Genomic DNA, 13426 nt, shown 5'->3' with positions numbered 1-13426 from the left:
TTAGACGGAGTTATCGTTTCGCTCAAGGAGATAAAGCCCGATAGGTTTGTTGCAGTTAGACGGAGTTATCGTTTCGCTCAAGGAGATAAAGCCCGATAGTTTTGTTGGCAGTTAGTGGAAGTATTGGCCTCTAACTCCCTCTAACTCCTTCTAACTCCCTTTAACTCCCTCCTTCCAACTCCCTCCTTCTAACTCCCTCCTTCTACCTCCCCTTAACTCCCTATAAATTCCTATAAATCCCTCCAACCCAAAACTCAACCATCAATACATACCCCCTATGAAGATATTAGTCATCAACCCCGGCTCCACTTCCACCAAGATGGCCGTATTCGAGGATGCCGAGCCTGTATTTGTCAAGACCCTGCGCCACTCTGTCGACGAACTGGTGAAGTTCCCCCGCATCATCGACCAGTTCGAGTTCCGCAAGAACCTGGTGCTCGAAGAGCTGAAGCGCGAGGGCATCCCCTTTGCCTTCGACGCCATCATCGGGCGCGGCGGTCTGCTGAAGCCCATCCCCGGCGGCGTCTACGAGGTGAACGACGCCATGCTGAACGACATCATGCACGCCATGCGCACCCACGCCTGCAACCTGGGCTGCCTGATAGCTTCCGAGCTGGCCCATGGCCTGCCCGGCTGCCGCGCCTTCATTGCCGACCCCGGCGTGGTGGACGAGCTGGACGAGGTGGCCCGCGTCACGGGTTCGCCTCTCATGCCCCGCATCACCATCTGGCACGCCCTGAACCAGCGCGCCATTGCCCGCCGCTATGCGGCCGAGCAGACGGCCGTATCCCCCGGGCATCCCATCCGCTACGAAGACCTCAACCTGATAATCTGTCACTTGGGTGGCGGCATCTCGGTAGGCGCTCACCGCAAGGGACGCTGCATAGACGTGAACAACGCCCTCGATGGCGAAGGCCCCTTCTCGCCCGAACGGGCCGGCACCCTGCCTGCGGGCGACCTCATCGACCTCTGCTTCTCGGGCAAGATGACGCAGAGCGAGCTGAAGAAGCGCATCTCGGGCCACGCCGGTCTGGCCGCCCACCTGGGCACTACCGACGTACAGGCCGTGGTGAAGCGCATCGAAGAGGGCGACGACCACGCCCGCCTGGTGCTCGACGCCATGATTTATCAGATAGCCAAGAGCGTAGGTGCTGCGGCGGTGGTACTCTACGGGCAGGTGGATGCCATCCTGCTGACGGGCGGCATGGCCCACTCTGACTACATCATCTCACGCCTGAAGGAGCGCGTCTCTTTCCTGGCCCCCGTCCGCGTCTATCCCGGCGAAGACGAAATGGAGGCCTTGGCCTTGAACGCGCTGGGCGCCCTGCGGGGCGATTTGCAGGTGCAAAAGTACCAGTAAGCACCCGGTTCCGCCATAGCTGTCCGCCCGTATTCCGCGAGGGGTACGGTTCGTGTATTGTAAGAGGTTGTCCCGCCTTTTTGGGGGGGATGAACCTCTTTCTCTTTATGGAAGTTACCTGATGACACATCTGCCATGAATTGACATATTTTATGTCTTTTTGCTTGTTCCCATCCTTGTTTTTTGCCATAATTGTATAACGGTTGTGCATCCATAGAGTAAACGCGCGGCACCCTATCCATTAATTAATTGTATAGCAGACACTTGTCGGACATTCCGCGTATGCCCCCGAAACTTCCGTTTTTGATGATAGAAAGAACGCAATAAAAAATAAGGCCATGAAAACACTATTCACTATTTTTCTTTCGTTGGGACTGGTTCTTGTAGTTCAGGCACAACCTTCCTTGCAGGCCGGAGTCCCCAAGCAGTTGCCCGGACAGCAGGCAACGAGTAATGTCCGAAATGCACAATATCCACGTCTTTTGCCCGACAACAGAGCCGTCTTCCGCATCAAGGCCCCACAGGCACAGCAAGTTCAGATTGACCTGGGCCGTCTGTACAACCTGGAGCGCGATGCCGACGGCGTATGGACCTGCACCACCGACCCCCTGACGGAAGGCTTCCACTACTATTTTCTGATTGTAGACGGAGTGCGCGTGTCCGACCCCGCCAGCGAGTCCTACTACGGTTGCAGCACCATGGCCAGCGGCATCGAGGTGCCCTATCCCGAAGGCGACAACCGCTTCTACCTGGCCGACGTGCCCCACGGCGACATCCGCATGAACCGCTACTTCTCCAAGACGGACAACCGCTGGAAACGCCTGTTTGTCTACACCCCGGCAGAGTATGACCAGAATCCCGACAAACGCTATCCCGTCCTCTACCTGCTGCACGGCGGCGGCGAGGACGAGCGCGGCTGGGCCAACCAGGGGCGTACGGACATCATCCTGGACAACCTGATTGCCGCAGGCCAGGCCGAACCCATGCTCATCGTGATGGCCGACGGCAACACACGGGACATCGAGGCAGAACTGCTGACAGCGTGCATCCCCCTGGTGGAGAACCGTTACCGCGTGGCCGAAGGCCGTGAGAACCGTGCCTTGGCCGGCCTTTCGATGGGCGGTATTCAGACACTGAACGTGGGCATCGCCCACCCCGAGCTTTTTGCCTACCTGGGCGTGTTCAGTTCGGGCTGGTGGGCCACTCCCCCGCAGGGCTTTCAGGCCGACAACGGTACGGAGAAATACTACCAGATGCTCGAGGCCGACAAGGACGGCTACAACCGCAGCTTCAAGCAGTTCTGGATTTCGATGGGCGGCAAGGAAGACATTGCCTACAACAACTGCCGCATCATGTGCGAGCGTTTTGACAAGATAGGCATCAAGTACACCTACTTTGAGACACCCGGCGGACACACGTGGCCCGTCTGGCGCGAGAGTCTGGCCCGCTTTGCTCCGCTGCTTTTCAAGTGAAGCCTTGGAAAACATGCAGCGTGGCGCATTTTTCAGACGCGGATGACGCGGATGGCACGGATTTAATTTATTCTTTGCGATAATCTGCGCCAATCTGTGTTTCATTAACCATTGACCATTCATCATAACTATTAACATTTATCACAACCATGAAAAACCTAAGGAACCTTCTTTGGTCGGCTTGCCTGCTTTTCCCGTTGGCAGCCGGCGCACAACAACAGCAGCAACAGCCTTCCTACCCCGAAGGCACAGTGCCCAACGAACACAACATCAGCGGTGCGGACTATCCGCGCATCGGACAGGACCGCCGCGTACACTTCAGAATCTACGCCCCCGAGGCCAAGAAAGTGGAAATCAGCTTCCGCGGCGAGATGACACGCGGCGAAGACGGCTGGTGGACACTCGTCTCCAAGGAACCCGAAGTGGTGGGCTTCCACTACTATCAGGTCATCATTGACGGCGTTAGCACGGCCGACCCCAACGGCAAGACCTTCTTCGGCATGGGCAAGTGGGTGAGCGGCATCGAGATTCCCGAGGGAGCCGAAGGCGACTATTACGCCATCAAGGATGTGCCCCACGGACAAATCAGCGAAAGCTGGTACTATTCCGACATCCGCCAAGAGTGGCGCCGCTGCATCGTTTACACCCCCGCCGAGTATGACAAGAACCCCGACAAGCGCTATCCCGTCCTCTACCTGCAGCACGGCATGGGCGAGAACGAGACCAGCTGGTCCAAGCAGGGCAAGATGAACTTCATCATGGACAACCTCATTGCCGAGGGCAAGGCCAAGCCCATGATTGTGGTGATGGACAACGGCAACATCGAAGTCTTCAAGACGCTGCCCGGCGAAGACCCCGGACAGGCACGCGCCCGCTTCGGTGCCCAGTTCCCCGACATCCTGGTGAAGGAAATCATTCCGCACATCGACTCCACCTTCCGCACCCTGACCGACCGCGACAACCGTGCCATGGCCGGCCTCTCGTGGGGCGGACTGCTCACCTTCAACACCACCCTGAACAACCTGGACAAGTTTGCCTACATCGGCGGCTTCAGCGGTGCGGGCAGCATTGACCTGAAGCAGCTCGACACCGTCTATGGCGGCGTGTTCAAGGACCGCAAGGCTTTCAATGACAAGGTACACGTGTTCTTCCTGGGCATCGGTTCGGAAGAGCGGCCCGAACGCACCAAGAACCTCAGCGACGGACTGAAGGCTGCCGGCATCGACAACATCTACTACGAGTCGCCGGGCACTGCCCACGAGTTCCTCACCTGGCGCCGGTGCCTGAAGGAGTTCGTTCCCCGGCTGTTCCAAGGCAAATGAGAGTCTGACGGATAGCCCGTTCTCGCAGGGGGGGACGGGCATTTTCCCAACAACTAAATGACGATAACGATGCAATTCATTGATTGGAAAGCGTGGCTGGCGGTCTGCCTGGTATTGCTGATGGGCCTGCCCGTCCATGCGCAGAAGAAAAAGATAGCCGAGGGGCTGGAGCCCTACTTCTCGGCACCGACGGAAGGCGTCATGACGCCGGACGACGACGGCTTCATCCGCCGCTGGCTGCTGCTGGAGCCGATAGACAAACCCAACCGCAGCAACACGGCCTTTACAGACAGCTACATCCGCGAGGCCTTTGCGACGGAGTATTTCCCCGGACAGTTCACCGTCGTCCCCACGGACGGCGACCGCGTGCGGGTGGGGAAACAGAAACTCACGTGGCACGCGCTTGAGAGCAAGCTATTCAATGTGAAACTCTTCCGCTTCGCTTCGGGACTGAAGAAACAGGTCTACGGCGTGCTGTTCTGGGCCGTCACCGTCATCGACTGCCCCGAGGAAATCAGCGGCGTCAGGATGGCCGTAGGTTCCAACTCGGCCTCGATGTGGTGGCTGAACGGCGAAGAGGCCGTCATCCTCTCCGGCGACCGCCGCATGGTGCGGGACGACTGCATGTCGCGCCGCCTCACCCTGAAGAAAGGAAAGAACATTGTGCGCGGTGCCGTCATCAACGGCCCCGGCATGAGCGACTTCTGCATCCGTTTTGTCGATGAGAATGGCGCTCCCGTCAAAAACATGACTATCAGTTACCAATGACTATGAAGACAAGAAACATCTTTCTGGGCATGACAGCCCTGCTGTCCGCATGGACGGGCGGAGAAGCGGCTGCACAAATTGGCGAACCATACATACACGACCCGTCCACCATCATGGAGTGCGACGGCAAGTATTACACCTTCGGCACGGGCGGAGGCGGACTGATTTCGGAAGACGGCTGGACGTGGCACGGCGGCGGGGTGAGACCCGGCCGCGGAGCAGCCCCCGATGCCGTGAAGATAGGCGACCGCTACCTGATAGCCTACAGTGCCACGGGCGGCGGACTGGGCGGCGGACACAGCGGCCAGGTGCTGACCATGTGGAACAAGACGCTGGACCCCACTTCTCCCGACTTTGCCTATACCGACCCCGTCGTGGTGGCCTCATCGGCCGAGGACGAAGACTGCGACGCCATCGACGCCGGCCTGCTGCTCGACCCCACGGACGGACGCCTGTGGCTGTCCTACGGCACCTACTTCGGCTTCATCAGGCTGGTGGAGCTTGACCCGGCCACCGGCAAGCGCAAGGAGGGCAACGAACCCGTCAACATTGCCATCGACTGCGAGGCCACCGACCTCATCTACCGCAACGGCTGGTACTACCTGCTGGGCACGCACGGCACCTGCTGCGACGGACCCAACTCCACCTACAACATCGTGGTGGGACGCTCGCGCAAGGTGACGGGCCCCTACCTGGACAACATGGGCCGCGACATGCTGCAAGGCGGCGGAAAGATGGTGCTGGCCGCCCGCTACGGGCTGGTGGGACCTGGACACTTCGGGCGCTTCATCGTGACCGAGGGCGTGGAGAAGATGTCGTGCCACTTCGAGGCCGACCTGGAACGGGCGGGCCGCAGCGTGCTGGGCGTGCTGCCCCTGCTGTGGCGCAATGACTGGCCCGTGGCAGGCGACTTCTTCAAGGAAGGCACCTACGAGATAGAGTCCGAGCGCAGAGGCTATGCCCTGGAGCTGGCTGTGGACTTTGTCCGCATGCAGGGCGGCAAGTTCCGCTTCTGGGAGAAGAGCGACGAACCGATGGAGCCCCTGAAGCGGCAGACGCTACAGGACGTCATCGGCACCTGGCCCGAAGGCAACATCCCGGCACGCATCGGCGACTACATGTTCCGACCGCACCAGAAGTGGACCATCACGGCCGTGCCCGACGCCGGAGGCTACCTGGGCGGTCCCTATTACAAGATTGTGATTGAAGGCACCAACCGCGCGCTGGCAGCCACGGCCGATGCCGAAGTCACCACCGTTCCCGAGTTTACAGGCGCTCCCGAGCAGCTGTGGCGCATCGAGCAGCTGACCGACGGCACCTACCGCATTCTGCCCAAGCAGGTGCCGGGCACCGACGAGGAGCTGGTGCTTGTCTCCGTAGGCGACAGCACGCCTTCGCTGGGCAAGTTCGACATGAACAGCGACAACTCCAAGTGGAACTTCCGTGACTATTGACGGACCATCTTGCCGATGACAGACTGTACAATCAGCTCCTTTTGCACCCATAAATTCCCGCAAGGCGGGTCAAGACTATGAACTACAAACAACTTTTTGTCGGGGCACTGCTGACTGCGGCCGCAGGGACGGCTGCAGCGCAGAATCCCATCATCAGAGACCAATTCACCGCCGACCCCACGGCGAGAGTATTCGAGGGGAAGATGTATCTTTACCCTTCGCACGACATACCCAGCCCCATCGAACGCCTGAAAGAGTGGTTCTGCATGGCCGACTACCATGTGTTCTCTTCGGACGACCTGGTGGACTGGACCGACCACGGCGTCATCGTCAGCCAGGAGCGCGTCCCCTGGGTGCAGCCCGACTCGTACTCCATGTGGGCGCCGGACTGTGTCTGCAAGGACGGCACCTATTATTTCTATTTTCCCTCCACCCCGCGGGGTGAAGGGCGGCGGGGCTTTGCCGTGGGAGTGGCCACGGCCGACAGTCCCGCAGGCCCCTTCCGCCCCCAACGCAGGGCCATCGAGGGCGTGAACGGCATTGACCCCTGCGTGCTGACGGACAAGGACGGCCAGAGCTACATCTACTGGGCGGGCGGCGGCATGTGGGGCGCCAGGCTGAAGGACAACATGCTGGAGCTGGCCTCCGAACCCGTACAGATACAGGGCTTGCCGGAGGGCTTCAAGGAAGGCCCCTTCATCTTCGAGCGGCAGGGCAAGTACTACTACACCTTCCCCTGGGTGCAGGACAAGACCGAGACCCTGGCCTACGCCATGGGCGACAGCCCGATGGGGCCTTTCCAGTTCAAGGGGCTCATCATGGACCAGTCGCCCACGGGCTGCTGGACCAACCACCACTCCATTGTGGAGTACAAGGGCCAGTGGTACCTGTTCTACCACCACAACGACTACTCCCCCCAGTTCGACAAGAACCGCTCTACACGGATAGACTCCCTCTTCTTCAATGCCGACGGCACCATCCGCAAGGTTATTCCCACCCTGCGAGGCGTAGGCATCACCGACGCCCGCACGCGCATACAGACAGACCGTTACAGCAGCATCGCCCCCACGGGTGCCTCCATCGCCTTCCTGGACGAGGCCGACAAGTTCCAGGGCTGGAAGACCGTCTTCAGCAGGAAGGGGGCCTGGCTGACTTATAACCGGGTGGACTTCGGCAGCGAGCCGGTGCAGGAACTGAAGCTGCGTGCCCGCTCCACGTCGGGCGCCACCTTGCAGGTGCGCACGGACGGCAAGAACGGGCCGGTAGTGGCCGAAGCCACCGTCCGTGCCGGCCGGGACTGGAGCGAGACCACCGTACCCGTCCGCATTGCTCCCCAAGGAGTGAACGACCTTTACCTCACGCTTAAAAAAGGAAAACACATGGAAATAGATTGGATAGGATTCGACGCCCTGCCCTGGGACAGGGGCGCCTTCGAGACACGCAAGTACCGCAACCTCTTTGCCGAAATGGGCTACAGGCAGGCCGACATCGACGCCCGGCTGAAGGAAATCTTCGACGGCGTGTTCTACGGGCCGGACAAGGTCTATTTTGAGGTGGGCGATTCCCTGGCCTACATCAGCGACATCAAGAACAACGACGTCCGCACCGAAGGCATGTCCTATGGCATGATGATTGCCGTGCAGTTCGACCGCAAGGACATCTTCGACCGTCTGTGGCGCTGGTGCAGCAAGTACATGCAGCATCACGACGGCCCCCGCAAGGGCTACTTCGCCTGGAGCTGCAAGACCGACGGCACGCGCAACGCGCAGGGACCCGCGTCGGACGGCGAGCTCTACTACGTCACCGCCCTCATCTTTGCCTCCAACCGCTGGGGCAACGACACGGGCATCGACTACCGGGCCGAAGCCCGGCACATCCTGGACTGCTCCATGCAGAAGGCGGGCATGGACCAGGTGGCTCCCTTCATCAACCTGGAGCACAGGCTGATTACCTTCACGCCCGACCCCTGGGGCGGACAGTTCACCGACCCCTCCTACCACCTGCCCGCCTTCTACGAGGTGTGGGCACGCTGGGCCGGCGACGGCCGCTCCGCCTTCTGGCGCGACTGTGCCCGCAAGAGCCGCGAGTACCTGCACAAGTGCATCCACCCCGTGACGGGGCTCAACCCCGACTACAGCCACTACGACGGCTCCCTACTGGGCCGGCCGGGCATTCTTGGCGACGCCTTCCGCTTCGACTCCTGGCGCGTGCCGATGAACATCGCGCTGGACTACTCGTGGGCCTGTGCCGACAGGGACTGGCAGCAGGAGTATGCCGACCGAATCCAGAACTTCCTCTACAGCCAGGGCATCGACACGTTTGTCGACCAGTATAACGTGGACGGCACGCCGGTGGCCGATGTCCTGGAGGCAGGCGGCTACAGGCAGCTGCGCCACTCGCTGGGGCTGGTGGCCACTGCGGCCGCCGTGTCGCTGGCCAGCACCCATCCCCGGAGCCGCGAGTTTGTGGAGCGCCTGTGGAACGCACGCCACGTGCCCTACGAGGACGGCTACTTCGACGCCTACTACGACGGCCTGCTCCGCCTCTTCGCCTTCATGCACCTGAGCGGGAACTACCGGATTATCTTCCCGGAGCAAGAGACGGGCAACTGAAAACGATTTCCCATTTTACTTACCCATAAAAACAACAGTTATGAAAACAATTCCATTCTTCTGCCTCATGCTCGGACTGGCGGCCTGTGCTCCGTCCGTGAATCAGAAAACATTCGTCAACGAAGGCAACCCCCTGATTAGGGACAAGTTCACCGCCGACCCCGCCCCGATGGTTCACGACGGCACGCTCTACCTCTACGTGGGCCACGACGAGTACTACGAAGGGCAGGACACGGCCTCGGGCGGGCGTGAGTTCAACATCACCGAGTGGCTCTGCTACTCCACCAAAGACATGCAGACCTGGACCGACCACGGTTCTGTGCTGAAACCCACCGACTTCGAGTGGGCCGTGGGCGAGGCCTGGGCTTCGCAGGTGGTGGAGAAGGACGGCAAGTTCTACTACTACACCACCGTGCAGGCGGGCGAACCCCATGTGGGCAAGGCCGTCGGAGTGGCCGTGAGCGACAGCCCTACGGGTCCCTTCAAGGACGCCATCGGCAAGCCGCTGGTATCCGACGACATGACCGACAACGGCGCGCGCGGGTGGTGGAACGACATCGACCCCACGGTGCTGATAGACAACGACGGGCAGGCCTGGCTCTGCTGGGGCAACGGCACCTGCTTCCTGGCCAAACTGAAACCCAACATGACGGAACTGGACGGCGACATCCAGGTTGTCGACTTGCCCCGCTATGTGGAAGGACCGTGGCTGCACGAGCGCGACGGCATGTACTACCTCACCTATGCCTCGATGGGCAAAGGACGTGAGACCATCTCCTACGCCACCGCTTCCAACGTTGCCGGGCCCTGGACGCCCCAAGGCGAACTGACGGGCATGGCCGAGAACAGCTTCACCATCCATCCGGGCATCATCGAGTTCGGCGGAAAGTGGTATCTGTTCTATCACAACGCCGCACTGACCATCGACGGTCATGCGGGCGCCATCGGTCGCCGTGCTGTCTGCGTAGACGAGCTCCGCTACAACGCTGACGGCACCATGCAGCCCGTGACACAGACCCAAAAGGGTGTCAGCAACCGCTGACGGCCTGCTTCCGGAGGAGGTGTCAAAGCAATAGACACCTTCCTTCCGCACCCTGTTTGGTAGACGCTTGCATTACGTTTGGTGGATGCTTGCACGGCTCGCGGTGGATGCTTGCATTACGTTTGGTGGATGCTTGCATGGCTCACGGACCGTGCAAGCATCCACCAAACCGTTTTACAGCAGGCACATTTCCCCCTCTGTACCTGCTACTATTTGAAAACATTTTTCATGTACAGGTGAAAGCAGTCCTCTGGTGACCCTCTCAACCATCCGGAAATCGTCTGCATCGGACTTTTCAAAGTGAAGTCACCAGCATCAGCCCCACACCACGGATGGTTTTGATTTCGATATCGTCGTCGGCTTCGAAGAGCTTGCGGAGCTTGGAGACGAAGACGTCGAGGCTGCGCGAGGCGAAGTAATCGTCTTCCGTGTTCCAGCAGCGGCTCAGGATGGCTTCGCGGCGGACGGTATCGTTCTTGTTCTGGGCCAGAATCTGCAGGAGTTTGGTTTCGGTGGCGGTCAGTGTCTGACGCTGACCGGTACGGTCGTTGCGCAGGGTGCCGTGTTCGGTGTCCAGGGTGTAGGAGCCGAACTTGCAGAAGCCCGTTTCCGTGCGGGTGTGCGTGCCTTGTGTCATCTTCAAGATGGCGTGTATGTGCGCATCCAGTTCGTCAGCTATGAAGGGTTTCTTCACGTAGTTGTTCACGCCCAGTTCGTAGCCGTGCTTCACATCCTTGGGTGAGGTGAGGGCCGAAGCAAACAGAATCGGCGTGTCGGCATCGGTTTCGCGGATGCGCCGTACCATCTCGAAGCCGTCCATCACGGGCATGTCGATGTCGCTGATGATGATGTCGGGTCTGAACGTTTCCCATACGTTCAGTCCTTCTGCGCCGTTGGCAGCCGTCTGTACTTCGTAGCCGCCAATGATGTCTTCCAGTCCACACTGCACCACGTAGCGCAGGTTGGGGTCGTCTTCTACCAGGAGTAATTTGATCATGGTCTTTGTGTATTTGGGGCAAAGATACGGATTTTTTCAGAAATCAGCGTTCAATGGTCGTTGCGGCGTGGGGGCGATGGACCACAGATGACACCGAGGGTGCAGATGAGCACAGGTTGTTTTATCGTTAATAAAACGCAGATTATCGCAGATTTACGCAGAAAATAAATAAAAATCTGTGATTATCTGTCCTCTCTGTGTCATCTGTGGTCCATTGCCCTCACGCCGCAAGGCACAAAAAAAGGTGTACCGCCGTAGCAGTACACCTTATTATTATATAGAGAAAACGGTTGGTCCGTCAGTTGTTGGAGCGCTTTTCTCTTCTGAGTCTTTCGGGACGTTCCGTATAGCCTTCGGGCTTCGGAAGCAGCACCTTGTGAGACAGCTTGAACTTGCCCGTCTTGGGGTCGATGTCCAGCAGCTTCACTTCGATTTCGTCGCCTTCCTTCAGTCCGGCTTCCTCTACGGTCTCCAGACGCCTCCAGTCAATCTCGGAGATGTGGAGCAGACCGTCGCGGCCGGGCAGGAACTCAACGAATGCGCCGTAAGGCATGATGGAGCGGATGGTGCCCTTGTAGACTTCGCCCACTTCGGGAACAGCCACGATGGCCTTGATGAGGCGGATGGCATCGTCGATGCTCTTCTTGTTGGTTCCGGCAATCTCAATCTTTCCGACATTGTCGATTTCCTCGATGGTGATGGTTGCACCCGTCTCTTCCTGCATACCCTGGATAATCTTTCCGCCCGGGCCAATGACTGCACCGATGAATTCTTTAGGAATAGTCATGGTCTCGATGCGCGGAGCATGCGGTTTCAGGTCGGCACGAGGTTCGGCGATACACTCGGTCAGTTTGCCGAGGATGTATTCACGTCCTTCCTTAGCCTGCAACAATGCCTTTTCGAGGATGTCGTAAGACAGACCGTCTACCTTGATATCCATCTGTGTGGCAGTGATACCGTCTTTGGTTCCTGTTACCTTGAAGTCCATATCGCCCAAGTGGTCTTCATCGCCCAGAATATCGGAAAGCACAGCATATTTTTCTTCGCCCGGATTCTTGATAAGACCCATTGCAATACCTGAAACGGGTTTCTTAATCTTCACACCGGCATCCATCAGCGCCAGTGTACCGGCACAAACGGTAGCCATAGAGGAAGAGCCGTTGGATTCGAGGATGTCGGAAACGACACGAACCACATACGGATAGTCTTCGGGAATCTGGCCTTTCAGTGCGCGCCATGCCAGGTGTCCGTGACCGATTTCGCGACGGCCTACACCACGCTGTGCCTTGGCTTCGCCCGTAGAGAACGGGGGGAAGTTGTAGTGCAGCAGGAAGCGTTCCTTGCCGTGCTCAAGTACGTCGTCGATGATTTTCTCGTCCAACTTGGTACCCAGTGTAACTGTAGACAGAGACTGAGTCTCTCCACGGGTAAAGATAGAGGAGCCGTGGGGGCCGGGCAGCGGGCTGACCTCGCACCAGATGGGGCGGATTTCCGTCGTCTTGCGGCCGTCCAGACGCTTGCCTTCGTCGAGGATGCAGCGGCGCATGGCCTCTTTCTCCACGTCGTGATAGTAGCGGTCGATGAGCGGAGCCTTTTCTTCCAGTTCTTCTTCAGTAAACTGTGCCTTGAACTCGTCGCAAATGGCGGTAAAGGCATCCTCACGTGCATGCTTGTCGCGGTTGCCTTCGCTGGCGATGGCGTAAGCCTTGGCGTAGCAGGCATCGTGTACGGCCTTGCGCAGGTCTTCGTCGTTCACCTCGTGGCAGTATTCGCGCTTCACAGTGGAACCTACCTCTTCGGCCAGTTCCATCTGGGCCTTGCACTGGGGCTTGATGGCCTCGTGAGCAGCCTTCAGGGCAGCCAGCAGGTCTTGCTCGGACACTTCCTTCATTTCACCTTCCACCATCATGATGTTCTCGTAGGTGGCACCTACCATCAGGTCCATGTCGGCCTGTTCCAGTTGCTCGAAAGTGGGGTTGATGACGAACTCTCCGTTGATACGCGCCACGCGTACCTCAGAGATGGGACCGTTGAACGGAATGTCCGATACGGCCAATGCGGCAGAAGCGGCCAGTCCGGCCAGTGCGTCGGGCATGTCTACACCGTCGGCCGAAAAAAGTATAATGTTTACATATACTTCTGCGTGGAAATTGTCGGGGAATAAGGGGCGGAGAGCACGGTCAACCAGGCGGCAAGTCAGAATTTCGTAGTCCGAAGCACGTCCTTCACGTTTGGTGAAGCCGCCGGGGAAACGTCCGAATGCGGAGAATTTTTCTTTGTACTCTACCTGAAGCGGCATGAAATCTGTTCCGGGAACTGCGTCTTTTGCGGCACAAACAGTAGCCAGCAGCATGGTGTTGCCCATGCGGAGCATTACAGAACCGTCTGCCTGTTTTGCC

9 protein-coding genes are annotated in these 13426 nt (G+C 58.9%); 7 read left to right on the top strand and 2 right to left on the bottom strand.

The window, feature by feature from the left end; all coding sequences use genetic code 11:
- Positions 1 to 277 precede the first annotated feature (277 nt).
- The 7 genes from buk to Q1Y74_RS10555 all read left to right on the top strand — a co-directional run bounded on the left by buk (position 278) and on the right by Q1Y74_RS10555 (position 10030).
- Positions 278 to 1360, top strand: a complete 1083-nt coding sequence (buk, locus tag Q1Y74_RS10585; protein WP_300814283.1) for a butyrate kinase — start codon at positions 278 to 280, stop codon at positions 1358 to 1360.
- A gap of 338 nt (positions 1361 to 1698) precedes the next feature.
- Positions 1699 to 2832 (top strand): alpha/beta hydrolase-fold protein, encoded by a 1134-nt coding sequence (locus tag Q1Y74_RS10580; protein WP_300814281.1) that lies wholly within the window; start codon positions 1699 to 1701, stop codon positions 2830 to 2832.
- Positions 2833 to 2981: 149 nt separating this feature from the next.
- Positions 2982 to 4154, top strand: a complete 1173-nt coding sequence (locus Q1Y74_RS10575; protein ID WP_300814280.1) for an alpha/beta hydrolase-fold protein — start codon at positions 2982 to 2984, stop codon at positions 4152 to 4154.
- Between the two features lie 69 nt (positions 4155 to 4223).
- Positions 4224 to 4922: an acetylxylan esterase gene (locus Q1Y74_RS10570; protein WP_300814279.1), complete on the top strand. Its 699-nt coding sequence runs from the start codon at positions 4224 to 4226 to the stop codon at positions 4920 to 4922.
- Between the two features lie 2 nt (positions 4923 to 4924).
- Positions 4925 to 6376, top strand: a complete 1452-nt coding sequence (locus tag Q1Y74_RS10565; protein ID WP_300814277.1) for a family 43 glycosylhydrolase — start codon at positions 4925 to 4927, stop codon at positions 6374 to 6376.
- A 77-nt stretch (positions 6377 to 6453) separates the two neighbouring features.
- A complete protein-coding gene (locus Q1Y74_RS10560) occupies positions 6454 to 8988 on the top strand; it encodes a glycosyl hydrolase family 8 (protein ID WP_300814275.1) in 2535 nt (844 codons plus the stop codon).
- 40 nt (positions 8989 to 9028) lie between these two features.
- Positions 9029 to 10030, top strand: a complete 1002-nt coding sequence (locus Q1Y74_RS10555; RefSeq protein WP_300814273.1) for a glycoside hydrolase family 43 protein — start codon at positions 9029 to 9031, stop codon at positions 10028 to 10030.
- Positions 10031 to 10325: 295 nt separating this feature from the next.
- Here the strand turns inward: Q1Y74_RS10555 and Q1Y74_RS10550 are convergent, their stop codons facing one another.
- Both Q1Y74_RS10550 and pnp read right to left on the bottom strand, forming a co-directional pair.
- Entirely contained in the window at positions 10326 to 11027 is a 702-nt protein-coding gene (locus Q1Y74_RS10550) for a response regulator transcription factor (RefSeq protein ID WP_300814271.1), read from the bottom strand.
- 298 nt (positions 11028 to 11325) lie between these two features.
- A partial coding sequence (gene pnp / locus Q1Y74_RS10545; RefSeq protein ID WP_300814270.1) for a polyribonucleotide nucleotidyltransferase occupies positions 11326 to 13426 on the bottom strand: 2101 nt, incomplete at its 5' end.

Origin of the sequence: uncultured Bacteroides sp. (assembly GCF_949298305.1) — a bacterium.
Taxonomy (GTDB): Bacteria; Bacteroidota; Bacteroidia; order Bacteroidales; family Bacteroidaceae; genus Bacteroides.
This window is presented reverse-complemented; position numbering and strand designations above follow the sequence as displayed.

Coding starts and splice junctions, on each gene's coding strand:
- buk (WP_300814283.1), top strand. CDS start 278: ATGAAGATATTAGTCATCAACCCCGGCTCCACTTCCACCAAGATGGCC.
- Q1Y74_RS10580 (WP_300814281.1), top strand. CDS start 1,699: ATGAAAACACTATTCACTATTTTTCTTTCGTTGGGACTGGTTCTTGTA.
- Q1Y74_RS10575 (WP_300814280.1), top strand. CDS start 2,982: ATGAAAAACCTAAGGAACCTTCTTTGGTCGGCTTGCCTGCTTTTCCCG.
- Q1Y74_RS10570 (WP_300814279.1), top strand. CDS start 4,224: ATGCAATTCATTGATTGGAAAGCGTGGCTGGCGGTCTGCCTGGTATTG.
- Q1Y74_RS10565 (WP_300814277.1), top strand. CDS start 4,925: ATGAAGACAAGAAACATCTTTCTGGGCATGACAGCCCTGCTGTCCGCA.
- Q1Y74_RS10560 (WP_300814275.1), top strand. CDS start 6,454: ATGAACTACAAACAACTTTTTGTCGGGGCACTGCTGACTGCGGCCGCA.
- Q1Y74_RS10555 (WP_300814273.1), top strand. CDS start 9,029: ATGAAAACAATTCCATTCTTCTGCCTCATGCTCGGACTGGCGGCCTGT.
- Q1Y74_RS10550 (WP_300814271.1), bottom strand. CDS start 11,027: ATGATCAAATTACTCCTGGTAGAAGACGACCCCAACCTGCGCTACGTG.